Origin of the sequence: Xanthomonas arboricola (assembly GCF_002940665.1) — a bacterium.
Lineage (GTDB): Bacteria > Pseudomonadota > Gammaproteobacteria > Xanthomonadales > Xanthomonadaceae > Xanthomonas > Xanthomonas arboricola_B.
The window spans coordinates 880,193-902,816 of sequence record NZ_MIGY01000003.1 but is presented as its reverse complement, the minus strand read 5'-3'; the positions used below and the strand labels follow the sequence as shown (position 1 = coordinate 902,816).

General features: G+C 66.3%; 18 protein-coding genes and 1 pseudogene. 16 read left to right on the top strand and 3 right to left on the bottom strand.

From position 1 onward, the window contains the following. The first annotated feature begins 1 nt into the window (after position 1). The 11 genes from XarjCFBP7645_RS17660 (at position 2) to lpxC (ending at position 13,990) form a co-directional block, all read left to right on the top strand. A complete protein-coding gene (locus XarjCFBP7645_RS17660; RefSeq protein WP_181126415.1) occupies positions 2 to 1,477 on the top strand; it encodes a UDP-N-acetylmuramoyl-L-alanyl-D-glutamate--2,6-diaminopimelate ligase in 1,476 nt (491 codons plus the stop codon). Further along, the gene (locus tag XarjCFBP7645_RS17655; RefSeq protein WP_047126008.1) at positions 1,474 to 2,967 is read left to right on the top strand and encodes a UDP-N-acetylmuramoyl-tripeptide--D-alanyl-D-alanine ligase; all 1,494 of its coding nucleotides are present in this window, start codon (positions 1,474 to 1,476) and stop codon (positions 2,965 to 2,967) included. The genes XarjCFBP7645_RS17660 and XarjCFBP7645_RS17655 overlap by 4 nt, the downstream gene beginning before the upstream one ends. Beyond that, positions 2,957 to 4,042: a phospho-N-acetylmuramoyl-pentapeptide-transferase gene (gene mraY / locus XarjCFBP7645_RS17650; protein ID WP_104538520.1), complete on the top strand. Its 1,086-nt coding sequence runs from the start codon at positions 2,957 to 2,959 to the stop codon at positions 4,040 to 4,042. The genes XarjCFBP7645_RS17655 and mraY overlap by 11 nt, the downstream gene beginning before the upstream one ends. Beyond that, positions 4,042 to 5,421, top strand: coding sequence for a putative lipid II flippase FtsW (gene ftsW / locus XarjCFBP7645_RS17645; RefSeq protein WP_104538519.1), 1,380 nt, complete (start codon positions 4,042 to 4,044; stop codon positions 5,419 to 5,421). The genes mraY and ftsW overlap by 1 nt, the downstream gene beginning before the upstream one ends. Next, positions 5,418 to 6,698 carry an undecaprenyldiphospho-muramoylpentapeptide beta-N-acetylglucosaminyltransferase gene (murG, locus tag XarjCFBP7645_RS17640; protein WP_104538518.1) on the top strand — a complete coding sequence of 427 codons (1,281 nt, stop codon included), beginning with the start codon at positions 5,418 to 5,420 and terminating at the stop codon, positions 6,696 to 6,698. Before ftsW ends, murG begins: the two co-directional genes overlap by 4 nt. Beyond that, positions 6,695 to 8,128, top strand: coding sequence for a UDP-N-acetylmuramate--L-alanine ligase (gene murC / locus XarjCFBP7645_RS17635; RefSeq protein WP_104538517.1), 1,434 nt, complete (start codon positions 6,695 to 6,697; stop codon positions 8,126 to 8,128). Before murG ends, murC begins: the two co-directional genes overlap by 4 nt. Beyond that, positions 8,125 to 9,081 (top strand): D-alanine--D-alanine ligase, encoded by a 957-nt coding sequence (locus tag XarjCFBP7645_RS17630; protein WP_104538516.1) that lies wholly within the window; start codon positions 8,125 to 8,127, stop codon positions 9,079 to 9,081. Before murC ends, XarjCFBP7645_RS17630 begins: the two co-directional genes overlap by 4 nt. A gap of 169 nt (positions 9,082 to 9,250) precedes the next feature. Beyond that, the gene (locus XarjCFBP7645_RS17625) at positions 9,251 to 10,087 is read left to right on the top strand and encodes a cell division protein FtsQ/DivIB (RefSeq protein ID WP_104538515.1); all 837 of its coding nucleotides are present in this window, start codon (positions 9,251 to 9,253) and stop codon (positions 10,085 to 10,087) included. After that, positions 10,084 to 11,319 carry a cell division protein FtsA gene (gene ftsA, locus XarjCFBP7645_RS17620; protein ID WP_003485272.1) on the top strand — a complete coding sequence of 412 codons (1,236 nt, stop codon included), beginning with the start codon at positions 10,084 to 10,086 and terminating at the stop codon, positions 11,317 to 11,319. Before XarjCFBP7645_RS17625 ends, ftsA begins: the two co-directional genes overlap by 4 nt. A 289-nt stretch (positions 11,320 to 11,608) precedes the next feature. After that, positions 11,609 to 12,847: a cell division protein FtsZ gene (gene ftsZ / locus XarjCFBP7645_RS17615; protein WP_016902188.1), complete on the top strand. Its 1,239-nt coding sequence runs from the start codon at positions 11,609 to 11,611 to the stop codon at positions 12,845 to 12,847. A gap of 231 nt (positions 12,848 to 13,078) precedes the next feature. Beyond that, positions 13,079 to 13,990 carry a UDP-3-O-acyl-N-acetylglucosamine deacetylase gene (gene lpxC / locus XarjCFBP7645_RS17610; RefSeq protein WP_024938333.1) on the top strand — a complete coding sequence of 304 codons (912 nt, stop codon included), beginning with the start codon at positions 13,079 to 13,081 and terminating at the stop codon, positions 13,988 to 13,990. 186 nt (positions 13,991 to 14,176) lie between these two features. Here the strand turns inward: lpxC and XarjCFBP7645_RS17605 are convergent, their stop codons facing one another. Further along, positions 14,177 to 14,623 (bottom strand): DUF721 domain-containing protein, encoded by a 447-nt coding sequence (locus tag XarjCFBP7645_RS17605; RefSeq protein ID WP_024938332.1) that lies wholly within the window; start codon positions 14,621 to 14,623, stop codon positions 14,177 to 14,179. On the opposite strand from XarjCFBP7645_RS17605, the gene XarjCFBP7645_RS17600 reads away from it, so the two are divergent. The 5 genes and pseudogenes from XarjCFBP7645_RS17600 (at position 14,624) to XarjCFBP7645_RS17580 (ending at position 20,880) form a co-directional block, all read left to right on the top strand. Then, the gene (locus XarjCFBP7645_RS17600) at positions 14,624 to 15,568 is read left to right on the top strand and encodes a M23 family metallopeptidase (protein WP_024938331.1); all 945 of its coding nucleotides are present in this window, start codon (positions 14,624 to 14,626) and stop codon (positions 15,566 to 15,568) included. It abuts the gene before it with no gap. A gap of 155 nt (positions 15,569 to 15,723) precedes the next feature. Further along, positions 15,724 to 18,462: a preprotein translocase subunit SecA gene (gene secA, locus XarjCFBP7645_RS17595; RefSeq protein ID WP_104538514.1), complete on the top strand. Its 2,739-nt coding sequence runs from the start codon at positions 15,724 to 15,726 to the stop codon at positions 18,460 to 18,462. 449 nt (positions 18,463 to 18,911) lie between these two features. Continuing rightward, positions 18,912 to 19,281: pseudogene (locus XarjCFBP7645_RS17590) on the top strand (VOC family protein). A gap of 136 nt (positions 19,282 to 19,417) precedes the next feature. After that, the gene (locus tag XarjCFBP7645_RS17585) at positions 19,418 to 20,365 is read left to right on the top strand and encodes a Nudix family hydrolase (RefSeq protein WP_104538513.1); all 948 of its coding nucleotides are present in this window, start codon (positions 19,418 to 19,420) and stop codon (positions 20,363 to 20,365) included. Next, the gene (locus XarjCFBP7645_RS17580) at positions 20,362 to 20,880 is read left to right on the top strand and encodes an AAA family ATPase (protein WP_429001471.1); all 519 of its coding nucleotides are present in this window, start codon (positions 20,362 to 20,364) and stop codon (positions 20,878 to 20,880) included. The genes XarjCFBP7645_RS17585 and XarjCFBP7645_RS17580 overlap by 4 nt, the downstream gene beginning before the upstream one ends. Before the next feature lie 106 nt (positions 20,881 to 20,986). On the opposite strand, the gene XarjCFBP7645_RS17575 is transcribed toward XarjCFBP7645_RS17580, so the two are convergent. Both XarjCFBP7645_RS17575 and metF read right to left on the bottom strand, forming a co-directional pair. After that, positions 20,987 to 21,580 carry a hypothetical protein gene (locus tag XarjCFBP7645_RS17575; protein ID WP_104538842.1) on the bottom strand — a complete coding sequence of 198 codons (594 nt, stop codon included), beginning with the start codon at positions 21,578 to 21,580 and terminating at the stop codon, positions 20,987 to 20,989. 149 nt (positions 21,581 to 21,729) lie between these two features. Then, the gene (metF, locus tag XarjCFBP7645_RS17570; protein ID WP_104538511.1) at positions 21,730 to 22,557 is read right to left on the bottom strand and encodes a methylenetetrahydrofolate reductase [NAD(P)H]; all 828 of its coding nucleotides are present in this window, start codon (positions 22,555 to 22,557) and stop codon (positions 21,730 to 21,732) included. Between the last annotated feature and the right edge of the window lie 67 nt (positions 22,558 to 22,624).

Here is a 22,624-nt window from a genome sequence, read left to right as displayed (position 1 = left end):
CATGTCGCTGTCGCAGCTGTTGCCGGACGTGCCACTCGCGCACGACGTGCAGGTGTCGGGCCTGGTGATGGACAGCCGTGCGGTGCGTGCGGGCGATGCCTTCGTGGCGATCGCCGGGTTCGGTGCGCATGGTCTGGGCTTCGTCGACCAGGCGCGCGCCAATGGTGCGGCGGCGGTGTTGTTCGAGCCGCCGGCGCCGGCCGATCTGCCGGCACCGGCCGATGCGCTCGCCGTGCCGGGCTTGCGTGCGCGTCTGGGCGCGATGGCCGACCGGTTCCACGGCCAGCCCTCGCAGGCGATGCGCATGGTCGGCGTCACCGGCACCAACGGCAAGACCTCCACCGTGCAATTGCTGGCGCAGGCCCTGACGCTGCTCGGCACCCCTGCCGGCACGCTCGGTACCCTGGGTGTCGGCCTGTACGGCAGCGCGGTGCCGACCGGTTTCACCACGCCGCTGGTGCTGCAAACGCACGCGTTACTGGCGCAGTTGCGCGACGCGGGCGCGCAGGCGGTGGCGATGGAAGTCAGCTCGCATGCGCTGGACCAGGGCCGCGTGGACGCGGTGCATTTCGACGTGGCGGTGTTCACCAATCTCACCCGCGACCATCTCGATTACCACGGCGACATGGCGCAGTACGGCGCGGCCAAGGCCAGGCTGTTCACGCGCGCCGGATTGAAGGCCGCCGTGGTGAACCTGGACGATGCCTTCGGCCGCACGCTGCTGGCCTCGCTCGACCCCGCGCTGCGCGCGATCGGTGTGAGTTCGCGCGCGCAGGCCCAGGCAAACGTGCGTGCGCAAGCACTGCAGCTGGATCACAACGGCATCAATTTCGCGCTGCATCTCGACGGCCAGGTACATCCGGTGCACTCGCTGCTGCTGGGCCGCTTCAACGTGGACAACCTGCTGGCCGTGGCCGGCGCGTTGTCTGCGCTGGAGATCGCGCCGGCGCAGATCGCCGAAGTGCTCGGCCGGTTGCAGCCGATCCACGGCCGCATGAATCGGCTCGGTGGCGCGCATGGCGCACCGCTGGTGGTCGTCGACTACGCACACACGCCCGACGCGCTGGAACAGGCATTGGCCAGCCTGCGCGCGCATGCACAGGACCGGCTGATCTGCGTGTTCGGCTGCGGCGGCGAGCGCGATACCGGCAAGCGCCCGCAGATGGCGGCCATTGCCGAGGTCAATGCCGACGTGGCGATCGTCACCGACGACAACCCGCGTGGCGAAGATGGCGATGTGATCGTGGCCGATATCCTGCGCGGCTTCGCGCGTCCGGATGCGGCGATCGTGCAGCGCGACCGTGCCGCAGCGATCCATCAGGCCATCGGCATGGCCAGTGCCTCCGACATCGTGTTGATCGCCGGCAAGGGCCACGAGCCGTATCAGGAAGTCGCCGGCGTGCAGCACGCCTTCGACGACGCCATCGTGGCGGCGCAGGCCCTGTTGCCGCGCACTGTACTGGGAGTGCGCGCATGAAGCTCACTCCGCTGTCGTTGATGGCCCACTGGGCCGGTGGCGAGCTGCATGGCGACGACGCCATGATCGACGCCGTCGGCAACGACACCCGCACGCTGGCCAACGGCAGCCTGTACGTGGCGCTGCGCGGCGAGCGTTTCGACGGACACGACTTTGCCGCGGACGCGGTGGCGCACGGCGCCAGCGGGTTGCTGGTGAGCCGCCTGCTGCCGGCGCTGAGCGTGCCGCAGGTGCTGGTGGAAAATACCGAACTCGCGCTGGCGCGTATCGCTGCCGGCATGCAGCGCGACCGCGCCACGCGGGTGATCGCCTTGACCGGCTCCAACGGCAAGACCAGCGTCAAGGCCCTGCTGCTGGCCATCCTGACCGAGGCCGGGCGTGTCGACGGCACCACCGTCTACGCCACGCCGGGCAACCGCAACAACGAGATCGGCCTGCCGCTGGCGGTGATCGCCGCCCCCGACGATGCGGACCTGGCGATCTACGAAATGGGCGCCGGCAAGCCGGGCGATATCGCCTATCTCACCGAGATCGCGCAGCCGCACGTGGCCCTGGTCAACAACATCGCGCCCGCCCATCTGGAACGCCTGGGCAGCCTGCTCGGCGTCGCCCGCACCAAGGGCGCCATTTACGCCGCATTGCCGGCCGATGGCGTGGCGGTGATCAATGCCGACGATGCCTTCGGTGCCTGGTTCGAGCAGCAGTTGCATGCGCAGCCGGTGCAGGGCCGTCGCGTGTTGCGTTACGGCCTGCAGGCCAGTGCCGACATCACCGCGCATGGCTTGCGGCTGCAGGCCAGTGGCGCGCAATTCACCCTGGTGACCCCGCAGGGCCAAGCGCAGATCGCGCTGCCGTTGCCGGGCCGCCACAACGTGCTCAACGCGCTGGCTGCGGCCGGTCTGGCGTTGGGTGCGGGCATCGCCTTGCCGATCATCGCCGCCGGTCTGGCCCAGGCGCACCCGGTGGCCGGACGTCAGATCACCCACGCCCTGCCTGGCGGCGCGGTGCTGATTGACGACAGCTACAACGCCAATCCCGGTTCGCTGGATGCCGCCATCGACACCCTGGCCGCTGCACCTGGCGAGGGCTGGCTGGTGCTCGGCGACATGCGCGAACTCGGCCCGGAAGGCGCGGCCCTGCATGCCGCCGCCGGACGTCGCGCGCGCGCGGCCAAGCTGCAGCGCCTGTATGCGCTGGGCGAGCTCAGTGCCGCCGCCGCGCAAGCGTTCGGCGAGGGCGGCCGGGTGTTCGCCACCCATGCCGCGTTGATCGCGGCCTTGCAGGCGGATCTGGCACAGCTCGCCGTTTCGTCGACCCAAACGCAGGAATCTTCTTCGATGTACGAACACACCGGTGCGGCGGCGCCCACTGCCGCCCCCACGGCGCAAACCCCGCCCACGCTGCTGGTGAAAGGCTCCCGTGGCAGCGCCATGGACCGCATTGTCGCCGCGCTGCTCGCCCCGGCGGAGGACGCATCCCATGCTGCTTGAGCTGGCGCGTTGGCTGCAGCAACTGGAGAGCCTGTTCGGGCTGTTCAACTATCTGACCTTTCGCGGCATCCTGGCCGCGCTGACCGCGCTGTTCCTGTCGTTGTGGATGGGCCCGGCGGTGATCCGCAAGCTGGCCCAGTTCAAAGGCGGCCAGCCGATCCGCCAGGACGGCCCGCAGACGCATTTCTCCAAGGCCGGCACCCCGACCATGGGCGGTTCGCTGATCCTGCTGACGGTGACCTTGTCGGTACTGCTGTGGGGCGATTTGCGCAACCGTTACGTGTGGTTGGTGCTGGCGGTGATGATCTGTTTCGGCGCGATCGGCTGGTACGACGACTGGATCAAGATCGTGCGCCGCGATCCCAATGGCCTGAAGTCGCGCTGGAAGTATCTGCTGCAGTCGATCTTCGGCCTGGCCGCGGGCCTGTTTCTGTACTACACCGCCGACGTGCCGGCCGCGATCACCTTCTACATCCCGATGTTCAAGTCGATCGCGCTGCCGCTGGCCGGCGTGAGCTTCGTGGTGATCGCCTATTTCTGGATCGTCGGCTTCTCCAATGCGGTGAACCTGACCGACGGCCTGGATGGTCTGGCGATCATGCCGACCGTGCTGGTGGCCTGTGCGCTGGGCGTGTTCGCCTACGCCTCGGGCAATGTGGTGTTTGCCGAATACCTGAAGATCCCGCTGATTCCTGGGGCCGGCGAGCTGATCATCATCTGCTCGGCGATTGCCGGCGCAGGTCTGGGCTTTCTGTGGTTCAACACCTATCCGGCCATGGTGTTCATGGGCGATATCGGCGCGCTGTCGCTGGGCGCGGTGCTCGGCACCATCGCGGTGATCGTGCGCCAGGAGCTGGTGCTGGTGATCATGGGCGGGGTGTTCGTGATCGAAACGCTGTCGGTGATGATCCAGGTCGCCAGCTTCAAGCTGACCGGCAAGCGCGTGTTCCGCATGGCGCCGATCCATCATCACTTCGAACTCAAGGGCTGGCCGGAGCCGCGCGTGATCGTGCGCTTCTGGATCATTTCGGTGGTGCTGGTGCTGATCGGCCTTGCCACGTTGAAGGTGCGCTGATGAACGACATGTCCCGCCAGGCCACGCGACTGGATGCCATCGGCGGCCGCTACGACCCGTGGCTGCTCGGGGCCGCGGCCACGCTCGCCTCGCTGGGCGTGGTGATGGTGGCGTCCAGCTCGATCGAGCTGTCCGACAACCCGTTCTATTACCTGACCCGCCATCTGCTGTTCCTGGGCATCGGCGTGGGCCTGGCGTTCTGGGCGATGCGCACCGAGCTCAAGACCATCGAGCAGTACAACCAGGTGTTGCTGCTGGCCTGCTTCGGCCTGCTGATGGTGGTGTTCGTGCCCGGCCTGGGCAGCAGCGTCAATGGCGCCAAGCGCTGGATCAATCTGGGCGTGTCGAAATGCCAGACCGTCGAAGCGGTCAAGGTGCTCTACATCGTGTGGCTGTCCAGCTATCTGGTGCGCTTTCGCGACGAGGTCAATGCGACCTGGCCGGCGATGCTCAAGCCACTGGGCGTGGCGATCGCATTGGTCGGCCTGCTGCTGATGCAGCCGGACTTCGGCTCATCCACGCTGCTGCTGGCGATCACCGCCGGCATGCTGGTGCTGGGCGGAGTGAACCTGCCGCGCATGTCGATGCCGATCGTGTTCGGCCTGCCGGTGTTCGCCTTCATCGCGATCCTGGAGCCGTACCGGCTGCGTCGCATCACCTCGTTCCTGGACCCGTGGGCCGACCAGCTCGGCTCCGGGTATCAGTTGTCCAACGCCTTGATGGCGGTCGGCCGCGGCCAGTGGACCGGCGTGGGCCTGGGCGCTTCGGTGCAGAAGCTCAACTACCTGCCCGAAGCGCATACCGACTTCATCTTCTCGGTCATTGCCGAAGAACTCGGCTTTGTCGGCGTGTGCGGGGTGATCTCGCTGTATGCGCTGCTGGTCGGCCGTGCGTTCTGGCTGGGCATGCGCTGCGTGGAAATGAAGCGGCACTTCTCCGGCTACATCGCCTTCGGCATCGGCTTGTGGATCAGCCTGCAGAGCTTCGTCTCGGTGGGCGTGAACCTGGGCATCCTGCCGACCAAGGGCCTGACCCTGCCGCTGATTTCCTCCGGCGGTTCGTCGGTGCTGATGACCTGTGTGGCGATGGGCCTACTGCTGCGCGTGTCCTACGAAATGGATCGTGCCGAGCGCCTGCGCAGCAAGTTGTCGCCGCAGGGTGCGGGCGCGCCGTCGGCCGAGCCGGTCGAACCGGTGGTCGAATCGGCCGCGCCGGCCTATGCGCCCGCGCGCAAACCGCAGCGCGAGCCGGTTGCCGCCGCACCCGCCCCGGCACCGGTCGCAGCAGCCTCGACGACGTCTGCGCATGCGTCCGAGTTCCTGCGCGGCACCAGCCGCATGCAGCCGCGCGTGGAACCGACCTTCGGAAGGATCGCATGAGCACTCATGCGAATCCCTCGCAAAAGCCCGCACATGCATGTGCGGGGATCCGACCAGTGATGATTCTGGCTGGCGGCACCGGCGGGCATATCTTCCCGGGTCTGGCCGTGGCCAAGGTGCTGCGCGCGCGTGGCGTGCCGGTGACCTGGCTGGGCGCCGACGGCGCGATGGAAACCCGGCTGGTGCCGCAGCACGACATTCCACTGGACACGCTGTCCATCAGCGGCCTGCGCGGCAAGGGTCTGGTGAAATTGCTGGGCGCACCGGTGCGGGTGATGCGCGCAGTGCGTGCCGCCGGCTTCGTGCTGCGCCAGCGCCAGCCGCGTGCGGTGATCAGTTTCGGCGGCTTTGCGGCAGGTCCGGGTGGCCTGGCGGCGCGGCTGCTCGGCGTGCCGTTGCTGGTGCACGAACAGAACCGCGCACCCGGCATGACCAACAAGGTGTTGTCGCGTTTTGCGCGCCGTGTATTGACCGGTTTTCCGGGCAGCTTCGCCGGCGAAGAGGCGGTGGGCAATCCGGTACGTGCGGAAATCGCAGCGCTTCCCGCGCCGGCCACGCGTCTGGTCGGCCGTGGCAGTGTCGTACGTGTGCTGGTGCTTGGTGGCAGCCAGGGCGCACGCGCATTGAACCAGGCCGTGCCGGCAGCACTGGCGGCACTTGGCTACCCGGATGTCGATGTGCGCCACCAGTGCGGTGAAAAGCTACGTGACGAAGCCGAGGCCGCGTACGCGCAGGCAAGCGTCAACGCCAGCGTCGAACCGTTCATCGCCGACATGGCCGCCGCCTACGCCTGGGCCGATCTGGTCGTATGCCGCGCCGGTGCCTCCACGCTGGCCGAACTGTGCGCCGCTGGCATCGGCAGCGTGCTGGTGCCCTTCGCCGCAGCGGTGGACGACCACCAGACCCGCAATGCCGAATACCTGGTCGGCGCCGACGCCGCCGTGCTGCTCAAGCAGGACGACACCCTGGCCGTGCGGCTGCAGCAGGTCTTGCAGGGCCTGCTTGCCGATCCCGCCCGCCGCCTGTCGATGGCGCAGGCGGCCCGCACCCTGGCCAAGCCGGACGCCGCCGAACGCATCGCCGACATCATTCTGCAGGAAGCCGGGAGTGGTAAATCGGGAATGGGGAATGGGCAGAGCTCAAAACAATTGCAGGAACAGACAGTGATGCAAGAAAACAAGCGCACCGGTCAGGCGCTCAACGCCGCAGGTGCCTCGCTTTACACGATTCCCGATTCCCAATTCCCGATTCGCACCTCCACCGGAGGTGCTGCGTGATCCGCCGTCTGCAGGACAGCGGCGATCTGGTGCGGGCGTTCCCGCGCGTGCATTTCGTCGGTATCGGCGGCACCGGCATGAGCGGCATTGCCGAGGTGATGCTGACGCTGGGCTATGAAGTCTCCGGCTCGGACAACTCCGATAACGTGGCGACACGTCGGCTGGCCAAGCTGGGTGCGCGAGTGATGCGCGGGCATTCGGCGGCCAACGTGCTCGGCACCGATTGCGTGGTGGTCTCCAGCGCGATCCGCGAAGACAACCCCGAGCTGATGGAAGCGCGCAGCCAGCGCATTCCGATCATGCCGCGTGCGGCGATGCTGGCCGAGCTGATGCGTTTCCGTCGCGGCATTGCGGTGGCCGGCACGCATGGCAAGACCACCACCACCAGCCTGGCGGCAGCGGTGCTGAGCGAGGGCGGGCTGGATCCGACCTTCGTCATCGGCGGGCAATTGCTGGCTGCCGGTGCCAACGCCAAGCTCGGCGGCGGCCAGTGGCTGGTGGCCGAGGCCGACGAGAGCGATGGCAGCTTCCTGCGTCTGAACCCGCTGATGGCGGTGATCACCAACATCGATTCGGATCACCTGGAAAACTACGGCAACGATTTTTCGCGCATCCAGGCGGCATTCGCCGAGTTCCTGCAGCGCCTGCCGTTCTATGGTCTGGCATTGCTGTGCATCGACGATCCGGAAGTGGCTGCGCTGGCGGCCAAGACGCCGCGCCATGTCATGAGCTACGGCATGAGCGAAAACGCCGACGTGCGCGCCGAGGACGTGGTGCAGGACGGTCCGCGCATGCGCTTCACGCTGCGTCTGCCTGAGGGCACCACCACCCCGGTGACGCTCGCCTTGCCGGGCCGCCACAACGTGCTCAACGCACTGGCGGCCGCCGCGATCGGCTGGCAGCTGGGCGTTGCGCCGGAAACCATCGCGCGTGCGCTGGAAAACTTCGCCGGCATCGGCCGCCGCTTCAACGACCTGGGCGAAGTCACCACCAGCACCGGTGCGCGGGTACGCGTGGTCGACGATTACGGCCACCATCCGCGCGAGCTGGAAGCGGTGTTCGCCGCCGCCCGTGGCGGCTGGCCGGACAAGCGCCTGGTGGTGGCGTTCCAGCCGCATCGCTACAGCCGTACCCGCGATCAGTTCGACGCCTTTGCCGCGGTGCTGAGCACCGTCGATGCGCTGGTGCTGAGCGAGGTGTATCCGGCCGGCGAAGCGCCGATTCCAGGCGCCGATGCGCGTGCGCTGGCGCGTGCGATCCGTGCGCGCGGGCGCAGCGAGCCGGTGGTGGTCGGCCAGATCTCCGGCCTGGCCGAAGTGCTGCCGGACGTGCTGCAGGATGGCGACCTGTTGCTGATGATGGGCGCCGGCGATATCGGTTATGTCGCACAGCACATCATCAACGACGGCTTCACCGGAGCGAGTGCATGAGCGCGGTGATTCCCAACGCACGCATCAGCGACCCGGCCGTGTTCGGCCGCGTCGCCGTGCTGCTCGGCGGCACCTCGTCCGAGCGCGAGGTGTCGTTGAACTCCGGCGGCAACGTGCTCGACGCCCTGCGTGCGCGCGGTGTCGATGCGCAGCCGGTCGACGGCATTCCGGCCCTGGCGCAGGCGCTGGTCGAAAAACGCTTCGATCGCGTCTTCAACGTGCTGCACGGCCATAACGGCGGCGGCGAAGACGGCATCGTGCAAGGCCTGATGGAAGCCTTCAAGGTGCCGTATACCGGCTCCAACGTGCTCGGTTCGGCGTTGAGCATGGACAAGATCCGCACCAAGCAGGTGTGGCTGTCACTGGGCCTGTCCACGCCGCGCTATGCGCGCCTGGCCGCCGGTGCCAGCGCCGACGACATCCATGCCGCCGCGCGGCAGATCGGCCTGCCGGTGATCGTCAAGCCGGCCAACGAAGGCTCCAGCGTCGGCATCAGCCGCGTGTTCGACCAGGCCCAGCTCGAACAAGCCGTGGTGCTGGCGGCGCGCTACGACGGCGCGCTGCTGATGGAGCAGCTGATCGAAGGCGACGAACTCACCGTGGCCGTGCTCGGCGAGGTCGCGCTGCCGTCGATCCGCATCGTGCCCAAGGGCCAGTGGTACGACTACAACGCCAAGTACCTGGCCGACGACACCCAGTACCTCTGCCCGGGCCTGGACGGCGATGCCGAGACGCAACTGCGCCAGCTCGCCCTCGACGCTTTCCGCGCCGCCGGCGCCCGTGGCTGGGGCCGCGTCGACGTGATGCGCGACCGCACCAGCGGCCAGCTGTATCTGCTCGAAGTCAACACCGCCCCCGGCATGACCAGCCACTCGCTGGTGCCGAAGGCCGCACGCCAGCTCGGCATCGATTTCGAAGAACTGGTCTGGCGCGTGCTGGAGCAGACGCTATGACGCCGGGAATGGGGAATCGGGAATCGGGATTGGCCAACAGCGACGCCATGCGCGCCGTTGCTGTTGCCGTGGCGAATCCCCAATCCCCAATCCCCAATCCCGCGAGCGCAGCTCGCGCCGTTGCGATTCCCTATTCCCGATTCCCCATTCCCGCGCGCGGAGCGCGCGCATGAACGCCACCCTGCGCATCCTGGCGTGGTTGCTCGCGGTGGCGCTGGTCGCGTTGCCGGTGGTGGCCGTGCTCAATGGCTGGGTCGGTGCCGAGCGTTGGCCGTTGGCGCGGTTGCGGGTGTCGGGCGACTTCAAGCGGGTGCCGGCCGAAGAGTTGCGTGCGGTGGTACTGCCGTATGCGCGCTCGGGCTTTTTCGCGGTGAAGCTGCAGAACGCGCAGGACGCCATCGCGCGCTTGCCGTGGGTGGAAAGTGCGCAGGTGCGCAAGCGCTGGCCGGACGTGCTGGAAGTGCACGTCACCGAGCACAAGCCATTCGCGCGCTGGGGCACCGACCGCATGTTGTCCGAACAGGGCCGGTTGTTCCGCACCCCGCCATTGTTGAAGGATTTCAAGTTGCCGCAACTCGGTGGCCCGGACAGCAAGACCCAGGACGTGGTGGCGCTCTACAACGAATCGCGCGCGCTGTTCGCGCCGACCGGGCTGGATGTGGAGCGCCTGGAAATGGACGCGCGTGGCAGCTGGTCGCTGGGCCTGAGCAACGGCGTGCAGATCGTGATCGGCCGCGACGACGCCCGCGCCCGCCTGCAACGCTTCGCCCGCGTGCTGCCGCAACTGGCCGACCCGCAACGCCCGATCGCCCGCGCCGACCTGCGCTACACCAATGGCTTTACGGTCGAACGGAATTTGGAAAACGCGGTGCCCGAGACAAAGAAAAAACCTCCGCCGGCCACGCCCGCTGCACATCACACGGTCGTGCTGCAACTCCCTCGCACCCATATCCCGCCTTTCTCCAATCCCGAATCCCAAATCCCGAATCCCGGCTTTAAGACATGAACCGCAAAGGCGACAAATCCCTCATCGTTGGACTGGACATCGGCACCTCCAAGGTCGTCGCGCTGGTCGGCGAGTACTCGCCCGGCAATCCGATCGAAGTGATCGGCATCGGTTCGCATGAATCGCGCGGTCTCAAGCGCGGCGTGGTGGTGGACATCGAATCCACCGTGCAGTCGATCCAGCGCGCGGTGGAAGAGGCCGAGCTGATGGCCGGCTGCGAGATCCGCTCGGTGTACGCGTCGATTTCCGGCAACCACGTGCAGTGCAAGAACTCGCCCGGCATCGTACCGATCCGCGACGGCGAAGTGACCTGGAGCGATCTGGAGCGCGTGCTGGATGCGGCCAAGGCCGTGGCCATTCCCGCCGACCAGCGCATCCTGCATGCGATCCCGCGCGAGTACGTGCTGGACGACTCGCAGGAAGGCATCCGCAATCCGGTCGGCATGACCGGCGTGCGCCTGGAGGTGCATGCGCATCTGGTGGTGTGCGCGCAGTCGGCGGCGGCCAACATCACCAAGTGCGTACAGAAGTGCGGCCTGCAGGTGGACGATCTGGTGCTGTCGTCGCTGGCTTCCAGCGTGGCGGTGTTGACCGCCGACGAGCGCGAACTGGGCGTGGTGCTGGTGGATATCGGCGCCGGCACCACCGACCTTGCGGTCTACGTGCAGGGCGCGATCTGCCACACCGCCTCGCTGCCGATCGCCGGCGACCACGTCACCAACGACATCGCGCACATGCTGCGCACGCCGACCCCGGAAGCCGAGCAGATCAAGGTGCGGTATGCCTGCGCGCTGGCGCAGCTGGCCACCGCCGAAGAAAGCATCCAGGTACCGTCGGTCGGCGATCGCCCGCCGCGCCGCATGCCGCGGCATGCGCTCGCGCAGGCGGTGCAGGGCCGTTACGAGGAAATCTTCGAAATGGTGCAGGCCGAACTGCGCCGCTCCGGTTTCGAGGAAATGGTGCGCGCCGGCATGGTGCTCACCGGTGGCGCGTCGAAGATGGAAGGCGTGGTCGAACTGGCCGAGGAGATGTTGCAGATGCCGGTGCGCGTGGGCATTCCCCAGCACGTCACCGGTCTGGGCGAAGTCGTCGGCAACCCGGTGCACGCCTCCGGCGTGGGCCTGTTGCTGATGGGCAGCCAGATCGAACACCCGCGCCGCCCGTCGATCCCGACCGGACGCGCCGGGAGCTTGTTCAAGAAATTGAAGAATTGGTATCGCGGCGAATTCTGAGGCGCCGGGATTCGGGATTCGGAATTTGGGATTGGCAAGAGCGAAAAAACAGAGTGACAGCAACGATTAAGTGGAGAGCGGCGAGCGGGTAGGCGGTAAAATTTTTTGCAGGCATTGCGTCGAGGAGTAGGTGAGGTGAGTCGTAGAGCGCATAGCGGATCTACGGTCCCGGCACACGAATCCCGACTTTCAAACAACAACACTCGCCGTGGTGCGGAGTGGGCAGGGACCAGCGCTTTTGCGAATCCCCAATCCCCACTCCCCAATCCCGGCTCAAGAGGACACTGACATGGCACATTTTGAACTGATCGAAAAGATGGCTCCCAACGCGGTAATCAAGGTCGTTGGCGTGGGCGGTGGCGGCGGCAACGCGGTTGCGCACATGGTCAACACCAATGTCGATGGCGTGGAATTCATCACCGCCAACACCGACTCGCAGGCGATCAAGAACTGCGGCGCCAAGCTGCAGCTGCAGCTCGGCACCAACGTCACCAAGGGCCTGGGCGCGGGCGCCAATCCGGAAGTCGGCCGTCAGGCCGCGCTGGAAGACCGCGAGCGCATCATGGACGCGCTGCAGGGTGCGGACATGGTGTTCATCACCGCCGGCATGGGCGGCGGCACCGGCACCGGCGCCGCGCCGGTGGTGGCGCAGCTGGCCAAGGAAATGGGCATCCTGACCGTGGCCGTGGTCACCAAGCCGTTCCCGTTCGAAGGCCGTCGCCGCATGCAGGTTGCGCTGAAGGGCATCGAGGAACTGAGCCAGCATTGCGACTCGCTGATCACCATCCCCAATGAAAAGCTGATCACCGTGCTCGGCCGCAACGCCACCATGATCCAGGCGTTCCGCGCTGCCAACGACGTGCTGCAGGGCGCCGTGCAGGGCATCGCCGATCTGATCGTGCGTCCGGGTCTGATCAACGTCGACTTCGCCGACGTGCGCACCGTGATGTCGGAAATGGGCCTGGCCATGATGGGCACCGGCTCGGCACGCGGCGACGATCGCGCGCAGGCCGCTGCCGAAGCCGCCATCCAGAACCCGCTGCTGGACGACGTCAACCTGGCCGGTGCCAACGGCATCCTGGTCAACATCACCGCCGGCCCGGACTTCACCATGTCCGAGTTCGACGAGATCGGCCGCACCATCGAGGCGTTCGCCTCGGAAGATGCGACCGTGGTCGTCGGCACCGTGCTCGACCCGGACATGCAGGACGAAGTGCGCGTCACCGTGGTGGCCACCGGCCTGAACCGTGCGGTTGCCCGCCAGACCCAGCGTCCGGACCAGCGCGCGCCGATCAAGCTGGTGCGCAATGCCACCACCGGCCAGCCGGAGTTCGGCGATTTCGACACCAGCGGCGGCGATGCGGTGTCCAAGGCCGTCGGCGGCAGCATGGGCCTGGGCCTGCGTCGTCCGAGCAGCGACTCGGTCGGCAGCGGCAGCAACAACGGCGGCGGTTCGGCTGCGCCGGCCGCAGACCTGCCCAACGATTACCTGGATATCCCGGCGTTTCTGCGCCGCCAGGCCGACTGAGGATCGTCGGCTGCGTCGCTACGGCGGCGCGGTCCGTTCCGCCCCGGAGTTCGCCTCGGGGTGCAGTGCCATGTCCTTTCTGCCGGGTCGGCCACGATCCGGCAGCTTTTGCAGTGGCGTGACCCGGGAATTACAGTTCCCGTCACGCGCGACTTGTTAAAATTCAGATAATCTCTACGGATTAGACAGCCGGTTCAGCGTCTGTCTGCATTGTTCATCCAGACTTCGCATATGACCCAGCAACGCACTCTCAAGAACACCATTCGCGCCACCGGCGTCGGCCTGCACAGCGGCGACAAGGTGTACATGACGCTACGACCGGCTCCGGTCGATCATGGCGTGGTGTTCCGGCGTGTGGACCTGGAGCCGATCGTCGAAGTCCCCGCCGATGCCGAGCTGGTCACCGAGACCACGCTTTGCACCGGCCTGACCTGCAATGGCGCCAAGATCCAGACCGTCGAGCACCTGATGTCGGCACTGGCCGGCCTGGGTGTGGACAATGTCATCGTCGAACTGTCCTCGGCCGAGTTGCCGATCATGGACGGTTCGTCCGGCCCGTTCGTGTTCCTGCTGCAGTCGGCAGGCATCGTCGAGCAGAACAAGGCCAAGCGCTTCATCCGCATCAAGCAGACGGTGGAAGTGCGCGAGGGCGACAAGGTCGCGCGCTTCGAGCCGTACGAGGGCTACAAGCTCGGCTTCACCATCGAATTCAATCACCCGATGATCCCGGCCAAGCAGTCGCGCCAGGAAATCGAGTTCTCCACCTCGGCCTACGTCAAGGAAATCTCGCGCGCCCGCACCTTCGGCTTCATGCGCGACCTTGAATACATGCGCGAGCGCAATCTGGGCCTGGGCGGTTCGATGGACAACGCCATCGTGCTGGACGAGTTCCGCGTGCTCAACGAGGACGGCCTGCGTTACACCAACGAATTCGTGCGGCACAAGATCCTGGACGCCATCGGCGACCTGTATCTGGCCGGCGGCGCCATTCTGGGCGCCTACGAAGGCTTCAAGTCCGGCCATGCGCTCAACAACAAGCTGGTGCGTGCGCTGCTGGCGGATCAGGCCGCCTGGGAATGGGTCAGCTTCCCCGAAGGCACCGTGCAGCCGCCGGTCACCTACGCCAGCCCTGTCTACGCCTGATGTCGGGGAATGCCGCAGTCGGCGTTCAAAGTGTGAACTGCGTCGGATTACCGGCCCGTTCTTAACTTTTATTTAAGACTTCTCTAACTCCTGCGTGGCTGAGGCCCGCTAGGATGCGTCGGGTCGTGCGCGGTCTTCGCAATTCTTTCACGCTGCGGCGGCCGCTTCGCACCAGCGGCGCGGTGCTCACCGTTTGGTGGGTGGAACATCCTGCAGGGAGGCCAGCGCATCGCGCAGACCTCTGTGCGTGGCCTCCGAGACGGGGCGCGGACGCTCGCGATTCTGCTGCATTGGGGAATGCAGCGGGGTGGTAGTGGTCTTGATGGTCACTGCGGTGGCCTTCAGTCCGATGGATCGGGCGGCATCCAGTAATTGGGTCTCGGCAAGTCGCAACTTGGCATGCCAGACAGGTGAATCAACCAGAAAAACGAGCTGTTCGTCTCTGACGTTGGCCAGCCGGCAACGGGTGGCCAGATGAGGCGGTAACAGGGGGCGCAACTGCCGGTCCAGCGCATCGAGCCACAACGCTCGGCGCAAGGGGTCGCCAGCCTTTTCACCCAACGCGGCCTCGATGGCCGGTTGTGGGACGGAAGGGTTGCGTGCGTTGGACTTGGGCTTGGACATGACACTCATATGGCGTTGAAGAAAGTTGTAATCAAATCTCGCGAAACCCGGGCGCAGCGATTGGCCCGCCAGTTCCAGGGCTTTGCCGCGGATCGACCGATGGTAGTCCTCGGCGCCGTGCTTGGGCTGGGCATGTTGATCGGCATTGGTGCCAGCACCGCCACCGGCATGGTGACCAATTCCGCGTTGCAGGCCAAGGTTGCCCGGCAGCAGGCCGAGCTGGCCCAGGCGCAGCGCGCCTCGCAGGCGCAGGTCAACGCACTGGCCGCGCGCATGGGCGAGCTGCAGGCGCAGGCCACCCGTCTCAATGCATTGGGCGAGCGGCTGACCGAAATGGGCAAGTTGAAGGACGGCGAGTTCGACTTCGACGCCCCGGTCGGCGTCGGTGGCGGCGACGAGCCGGTCAGCGACATGCCGGTCGAGTCGCTCAAGCAGACGCTGGGGCAGGTCGAACAGCAGTTCTCCGCCTCGGGCCAGCAACTGAACGTGCTGGCCGCGCTGATGTTCGATCATCAGCTCGAACAGAATTCGGTGCCCTCGCGGATGCCGATCCGCAACACCTACATCACCTCCGGCTTCGGCGGCCGCGCCGATCCGTTCGACGGTGGTTCGGCCTTCCACAAGGGCGTGGACTTCCACGCCAACGTGGGCGACCCGGTGATGTCGGTCGCCGACGGCGTGGTCAGCTATGCCGGCGTGCGCGGCGGCTACGGCAACGTGGTGGAAGTGGACCACGGCAACGGCTATGTGACCCGCTATGCGCACAACTCGCGCCTGGTGGTGAAGGTGGGCGACCTGGTCCGCGCCGGCCAGCAGGTGGCCCGGGCCGGATCCAGCGGCCGCTCCACCGGCGCCCACGTGCATTTCGAGGTGTGGGCGGACGGGCGGGTGGTCAATCCGCGCAAGTTCCTGGGCGATACCAACACGCCGGTGGGCCGCCGCGGGCGCGGTTGACGGCGGCGCGGGCGGCGCTTGATTCGTGAAGGCCCGCCCCAAGCTACAATAGGGTGTTGCCATCGACAGGGCGCAGTGCGCCCTGTTTCGTTTACGGCGGCCGGGTCTTGGGGACCGGCGTCGGTCAAACCGTTCCTTTTCAACCGGTTTCTTCAATGATCAACAGTCTGCTTACCCGTGTCTTTGGCAGTCGTAACGAACGCCAGCTGCGCCAGCTCAACCGCCTCGTCACCCAGATCAATGCGCTGGAGCCGACGATCGAGAAGCTCTCCGACGCCGAGCTGCAAGCCAAGACCCCGGAGTTCAAGCAGCGACTTGCCGCCGGCGAGTCTCTGGACAAGATTCTTCCCGAAGCCTTCGCGGTGTGCCGCGAGGCCAGCCGCCGCGTGCTCGGCATGCGCCATTACGACGTGCAGCTGATCGGCGGCATGGTGCTGCACCTGGGCAAGATCGCCGAGATGCGCACCGGTGAAGGCAAGACCCTGGTCGCCACGCTGCCGGTGTACCTCAACGCGCTGCAGGGCGAGGGCGTGCATGTGGTCACGGTCAACGACTACCTGGCGCGCCGCGACGCCGCGCAGATGGGCAAGCTGTACAACTGGCTGGGCCTGAGCGTGGGCGTGGTGTATCCGGGCATGCCGCATAGCGACAAGCGCGAGGCCTACGGCAGCGACATCACCTACGGCACCAACAACGAGTTCGGTTTCGACTACCTGCGCGACAACATGGCGCTGTCCAAGGCCGACCGTTACCAGCGCAACCTGCATTACGCGATCGTCGACGAAGTCGACTCCATCCTGATCGACGAGGCGCGTACCCCGCTGATCATCTCCGGCCCGGCCGACGAGTCGCCGGAGCTGTACATTCGCGTGAACCGCATCGTGCCGCAGCTGACCAGGCAGGAAAGCGAAGAGGGCGAGGGCGACTTCTGGATCGACGAGAAGGGCAAGCAGGTGCATCTGTCCGAGGCGGGCATGGGCCACGCCGAAGAACTGCTGATGCAGGCCGGCATTCTCGAAAATGCCGAAGATGGCCTGTATGCCGCGCAGAACCTGAGCGTGGTGCATCACCTCAACGCCGCGCTGCGCGCGCATGCGATCTATCAGCGCGACGTGGACTACATCGTGCGCGATGGCGAGGTGGTGATCGTCGACGAATTCACCGGCCGCACGCTGAGCGGGCGCCGCTGGTCCGATGGCCTGCATCAGGCGGTCGAGGCCAAGGAAGGCGTGCCGGTGCAGCGAGAAAACCAGACGCTGGCCAGCATCACCTTCCAGAACCTGTTCCGCATGTACAAGAAGCTGTCCGGCATGACCGGTACGGCCGACACCGAAGCCTACGAGTTCCAAAGCATCTACGGCCTGGAAGTGGTGGTGATCCCGACCAACCGCCCGACCGTGCGCAAGGACCATCCGGACCAGGTGTTCCTCAACCGCAAGGGCAAGTTCAACGCGGTGCTGGCCGACATCGAAGACTGTGCCAAGCGCGGCCAGCCGGTACTGGTGGGCACCACCTCGATCGAGACCTCGGAGATGCTCTCCGAGCATCTGCGCAAGGCCGGGGTCAAGCACGAAGTGCTCAACGCCAAGCAGCACGAGCGTGAAGCCACCATCGTGGCCAACGCCGGCCAGCCGGGCGCGGTGACCATCGCCACCAACATGGCCGGTCGCGGTACCGACATCGTGCTGGGCGGTTCGCTGGAAACCGAGCTGCATGGCATGGGCGAAGACATCAGCGACGAGCAGCGCCTGGGGGCCAAGACCGAATGGCAGCGTCGTCACGACGCGGTCAAGGCGGCCGGTGGCCTGCACATCATCGGTACCGAGCGGCACGAGTCGCGGCGTATCGACAACCAGCTGCGCGGCCGCGCCGGTCGTCAGGGCGACCCCGGTTCGTCGCGCTTCTATCTGTCGCTGGAAGACAACCTGATGCGGATCTTCGCCTCGGACTGGGTCCAGAAGGCGATGCGCATGATGGGCATGAAGGAAGACGACGTCATCGAAGATCGCCTGGTCAGCCGGCAGATCGAAAAGGCGCAGCGCAAGGTGGAAGCGCACAACTTCGACATCCGCAAGAACCTGCTGGACTTCGACGACGTCAACAACGACCAGCGCAAGGTGATCTACGCCCAGCGCGACGAACTGCTGGATGCCGAATCGGTCAAGGACAATGTGGACGGCATCCGTGGCGACGTGATCTACGACCTGGTCGCACGCTTCGTGCCGCCCAATTCGGTCGACGAGCAGTGGGACCTGAAGGGTCTGGAAGCCACGCTGGAATCGGAACTGGGCATGCCGCTGGCGCTGAGCGAGATGGCACGCACGCAGGAAGAACTGGACGCCGAGCAGATTGCGGCCAAGGTGCAGGCAGCGGTGGATGCGCATTTTGCCGAGAAGGAAGCGGCGGTGGGCAACGACACCATGCGCGCATTGGAGAAGCACGTGATGCTGACCGTGCTCGACCAGGGCTGGAAGGAGCATCTGGCCAAGATGGATTACTTGCGCCAAGGCATCTATCTGCGCGGATATGCGCAGAAGCAGCCCAAGCAGGAATACAAGAAGGAAGCCTTCGAGTTGTTCTCCGAGATGCTGGAGAACGTCAAGCGCGAAGTGATCAACCTGCTGGCGCGCGTGCGCATCCGCAGCGAAGAGGAAGTGGCCGAGCTGGAAGAGCAGGAGCGTCTGCAGGCGCAGGCGCGCCTGATGGCCTCGCAGTTCCAGCATCAGGACGCCGGCGGTTACGGTGCCGACGAGGAAGTAGAACAGATGCAGGGCGGCAACGCCCCGGTGCCGGTGTCGCAGGTGACCCGCGACGAGCCCAAGGTGGGCCGTAACGATCCGTGCCCCTGCGGCAGCGGCAAGAAGTACAAGCACTGCCACGGTCAACTCAGCTGAGCTGAGTTGACCGTGGCGCAGCCCGCTTGGCGGGGCTGCGCACCAGGCATCCGCGTAGCGGACGCCTGGTGCACGGTCCTTGCTTCCGATCCCCGCGCCCTTGGCGCGCCCCCTTACCAAGGGGGCTCTGCTTACGGATGGGATCCTGAGGGGGTCTTGAAGCAGGAAGGGGGATATCGCAGACCGAGTGCGAGGCCACGCTCAGGTTTCGCCGCCTTTGGCCAACTCCCTGCGAAGTCATGGCTTGCATCGCTGCCAGGCAAGGTCGGAAACCACGGCATAGACGCTGGAAGCGTCCTGCGAGCTGTCTTGCGGTGGGCCTCGGCACGGCAGGTCCGCCACACGCTGTCCATTTCTTGCGGCGCCAACTGCGTCTTGCGCATGCAGGCGTCTGCGCCGGTGCCGTTGCTGGGCGTATGCTCGATCCACATCCTGCGTGGAGTGCGGTCATGGCGCTGCTGTCCAGCCAGCAATTGAAGGTGTTCGTGCCTGCGCGCGACTACGCGGTGTCGCAGCGGTTCTATCGCGCGCTGGGCTTCGTGCAGGAAGACGAGGTAAGGCAATGTGACCTGCTTCCGGCATGGCACGCATTGCGCGTTTCTGCTGCAGGATTTCTATCTGCGCGAACTGGCCGAGAATCTGATGCTGCACCTGTGGGTGGACGATGCCGACAGCTGGTGGCAACACGTGCACGACACCGGCCTGGGCACGCAGTTCGGAGTGAGCTGCAGCGCGCCGGAAGACCGGCCATGGGGCGCACGCGATTTCACCTTGCACGATCCCAGCGGGGTGCTGTGGCGCATCGGGCATCCACTGTAGGCCGGGATTGGAGATTGGGGGATTCGGGATTGGCAGAAGCACACGTACTGCGCTTTGACCAATCTCGAATCCCCAATCCCCAATCCCCGCCTTCAAGCGATTGCGCTGAACGGCTCACTCGCGGCACTCTTGCGCCATGCCCGATTCTCTAAGATCCATCCACGTCGTTGCCGGCGTGATCACCGACGCCCGCGGCCGCATCCTGCTGACCCGCCGTACCGAGACCCGCGACATGCCCGGCCTGTGGGAGTTTCCCGGCGGCAAACGCGAACCTGGCGAAACCTCCGAACAGGCACTGGTGCGCGAGCTCAACGAAGAACTCGGTATCGAGGCGCAGGTCGGCGAGTGGCTGATGGACGTGCCGCAGCTGTACCCGGACAAGCGGCTGCGCCTGGAAGTGCGCCACATCACCACATGGAAAGGCAGCCCGCGCGGCCGCGAAGGCCAGGCGATGACCTGGGTGGCCGCGGACAAGCTGCCCCGTTATTCGATGCCGCCGGCCGATGTGCCGGTGGTCGGTGTGCTGCGCCAGCCCGACCGCTATCTGATCACGCCCGAGCCGGACGACGACGCGCTGTGGCTGGAAGGTCTGGAGCGTGCGCTGCAGGACGGCATCACGCGCATCCAGTTGCGTGCGCGGCAGGCCGAACCGGCGCGCTGGCAGGCCTTGCTGCAACAGGTGATGCGCTTGCGCGGCCGTGCGCGCGCGCAACTGCTGCTCAACCGCGACATCGCATTGGCCGGCGAACTCGGCATCGGCGTGCACCTGGGCGCGGAGCAATTGGCCAGCCTGCAGGAGCGCCCGTTACCGGCCGAGCAGCCGGTCGCCGCCTCGTGTCACGGGCTGGAAGACCTGCGCCACGCCCAGCGTCTGGGCTGCGATTTTGCGGTGCTGGGCCCGGTGCAGGCGACCGCGTCGCATCCGGGTGCGACACCCTTGGGATGGGATGGATTCGAACGCTTGCGCGAGCGGGTCTCCTTACCGATCTACGCGCTCGGAGGCATGCAGGTCGACGACCTGCGCCAAGCGCGTTCGCATGGCGCGCAAGGCATCGCCGCGATTCGCGCACTGTGGCCGCAGTGACCGTACCGTCGGCGATCTTGGTGGTGTTCGGCGGATTGCCGGGCGTCGGCAAGAGTTCCATTGCCAAGGCGCTACTGACGCACTGCAACGGGTTTTACTTGCGTATCGATACGATCGAGCAGTCACTACGCGCAAGCGGTGCACTCGCCAACGACGTCGGAGCAGCCGGCTACATGACCGCCTACGCGCTTGCCGAGGCCAATCTGCAACTGGGTCACGTGGTGGTCGCCGATTGCGTGAACCCACTGCCGGTCACCCGTGAAGCGTGGCGTGCTGTCGCTCGTCGCACACGCAGCCGCTTGCTGGAGATCGAAGTGGTGTGCAGCGATCGCAATGTGCACCGGCAGCGCGTGGAATCGCGGCAAAGCGACATCGTCGGATTGCGCGTGCCGGAGTGGTCTTGCGTGCTCGCGCATGACTACGTGGCGTGGACCGAGCCGCATTGGGTGATCGACAGCGCGGTGCTGAGTCCGCAGCAGGCGGTGACGCAGATCATGGGCCGGCTTGTCGCATAGCCCGCAAGCATCACCGATGAGGCCCGTGACAGGCTCGCCGCCTCGCAGCCGACGCAGGGCACTTCGCCACAGCAATCCGCTAGCGTCTTTCAAGCCGGGCGCTGCGCTAAAACGTCACCCAGAAGCAGTTGTACTGCCGGCGCAGCCGCAACACGCTGCTTGCGGGCGCACCGCTGGCGAGGTTCTGTTCCAGGCGCAGGCCCCAGGGGCGCGGGCGGCTTGGCGGTGCCGGGAGTGGGGCGTCGATGGCGCTGCCGTCCAGGGATGGAGCCACTGCCGTGCCGGCATCGGCTTCCCAGGTCGGCGGATCGCGTTGCGGGTACATCGGGACGATGTCCAGCAACGGGCGTTGCACGATCGCTTCCAGCCGGCTCAGCAGCTGGTTGGCAGCGGTGTCGGACTGGCCGCTCCACAGGTAAAGGCTGGAGAGCCGATTGACGTCGCGGCTGTCCACGGCCAGTTGCAGCAACGACACCAGCTCGCTCAGCCGGCGCGGGCAGCCGTAGCGATACAGGCCGGTGTTGCCCTGCGTGCGCGTAGCCGGCGGCGGGCGCGACGCGGCGCCGACATCTTCGCAGCGGCGGTCGGTGAACATGGTCTGCCCATCCGCTGTCACGCAGCGACGGATCTCCTGCGCCTGCACGCGTGTGGCCGGGCAGAGGCAGAACGACAGCAGTAACGGCAGCAGCAGACGAGGCATCGGCGCAGCGTAACGGGCGGTGCGTGAGCCGGCGAACAACGCGCAGGGACCGGGGGAAGTTGTACGACGTTTGCGTATCATGCGCGCGCTTGCGAATGAGGTGCCCGCACAGACGCGCCTGCCGAGCGGCATGGCGTCGGCCGGGCGGCTCAGCGGCCTAGCAGTTGCAGCACCTGCGTGGTCGGCTTGGCCAGGTTGAGCGTGTAGAAGTGCAGGGCAGGCGCGCCACCGGCGATCAGGCGCTCGCACACGGTGGCCACCACTTCCGCACCGAAGGCGCGCACTGCATCGGCATCGTCGCCATAGGACTGCATCTTCTTGCCGATCCAGCGCGGAATTTCTGCACCGCACTGCTCGGAAAAACGCCGCAACTGCGAGAAATTGGAGATCGGCATGATGCCGGGGATGATCGGGATCTCCACGCCCATGCGCTGCACGGCGTCGCGGAAATGAAAGTACGCATCGGCGTTGTAGAAGTACTGGGTGATCGCGGCATCGGCGCCGGCATCCACCTTGGCCTTGAAGTAACGCAGATCGCTCAACGCGTCGGTCGCCTGCGGATGGGTCTCCGGATACGCACCGACCTCGATCCGGAACGCATCGCCGTGCTCGGCGCGGATGAAGGCGATCAGGTCCGAGGCATAGCGCAGGTCACCCGGGTGGCCCATGCCCGAGGGCAGGTCGCCGCGCAGCGCGACGATGCGGGTACAGCCGATCGCGCGATACAGCTTGAGCAGCTCGCGGATCTCCTGGCGGCTGCCGCCGACGCAGGACAGGTGCGGGGCGGCTTCGAAACCGTGCTTCTGCTTGAGGTGGCGCACCGTCTCGGAGGTGTAGCTGAGCGTGGAGCCGCCGGCACCGAAAGTGCACGACACGTATTCCGGCGCGTAGCCCTTCAACCTGGCCGCCGTGCGGTCCAGCTGTGCGCGCTGGTCGTCGGTCTTGGGCGGGTAGAACTCGAAACTGAGATGCGTCATCGCGGCGGGTCCGGCGGATCGTGCCGGCATAATATCGCTTCATCGCGATGAATGCATATTTGGTTGC

What these genes read in the sequence shown, in the direction of transcription:
- lpxC (WP_024938333.1), top strand. Translation starts at nt 13,079, where the DNA reads ATGACCCAGCAACGCACTCTCAAGAACACCATTCGCGCCACCGGCGTC.
- XarjCFBP7645_RS17630 (WP_104538516.1), top strand. Translation starts at nt 8,125, where the DNA reads ATGAGCGCGGTGATTCCCAACGCACGCATCAGCGACCCGGCCGTGTTC.
- murG (WP_104538518.1), top strand. Translation starts at nt 5,418, where the DNA reads ATGAGCACTCATGCGAATCCCTCGCAAAAGCCCGCACATGCATGTGCG.
- ftsZ (WP_016902188.1), top strand. Translation starts at nt 11,609, where the DNA reads ATGGCACATTTTGAACTGATCGAAAAGATGGCTCCCAACGCGGTAATC.
- XarjCFBP7645_RS17600 (WP_024938331.1), top strand. Translation starts at nt 14,624, where the DNA reads ATGGCGTTGAAGAAAGTTGTAATCAAATCTCGCGAAACCCGGGCGCAG.
- XarjCFBP7645_RS17625 (WP_104538515.1), top strand. Translation starts at nt 9,251, where the DNA reads ATGAACGCCACCCTGCGCATCCTGGCGTGGTTGCTCGCGGTGGCGCTG.
- metF (WP_104538511.1), bottom strand. Translation starts at nt 22,557, where the DNA reads ATGACGCATCTCAGTTTCGAGTTCTACCCGCCCAAGACCGACGACCAG.
- XarjCFBP7645_RS17585 (WP_104538513.1), top strand. Translation starts at nt 19,418, where the DNA reads ATGCCCGATTCTCTAAGATCCATCCACGTCGTTGCCGGCGTGATCACC.
- XarjCFBP7645_RS17605 (WP_024938332.1), bottom strand. Translation starts at nt 14,623, where the DNA reads ATGAGTGTCATGTCCAAGCCCAAGTCCAACGCACGCAACCCTTCCGTC.
- XarjCFBP7645_RS17575 (WP_104538842.1), bottom strand. Translation starts at nt 21,580, where the DNA reads ATGCCTCGTCTGCTGCTGCCGTTACTGCTGTCGTTCTGCCTCTGCCCG.
- XarjCFBP7645_RS17660 (WP_181126415.1), top strand. Translation starts at nt 2, where the DNA reads ATGTCGCTGTCGCAGCTGTTGCCGGACGTGCCACTCGCGCACGACGTG.
- secA (WP_104538514.1), top strand. Translation starts at nt 15,724, where the DNA reads ATGATCAACAGTCTGCTTACCCGTGTCTTTGGCAGTCGTAACGAACGC.
- XarjCFBP7645_RS17655 (WP_047126008.1), top strand. Translation starts at nt 1,474, where the DNA reads ATGAAGCTCACTCCGCTGTCGTTGATGGCCCACTGGGCCGGTGGCGAG.
- ftsA (WP_003485272.1), top strand. Translation starts at nt 10,084, where the DNA reads ATGAACCGCAAAGGCGACAAATCCCTCATCGTTGGACTGGACATCGGC.
- mraY (WP_104538520.1), top strand. Translation starts at nt 2,957, where the DNA reads ATGCTGCTTGAGCTGGCGCGTTGGCTGCAGCAACTGGAGAGCCTGTTC.
- ftsW (WP_104538519.1), top strand. Translation starts at nt 4,042, where the DNA reads ATGAACGACATGTCCCGCCAGGCCACGCGACTGGATGCCATCGGCGGC.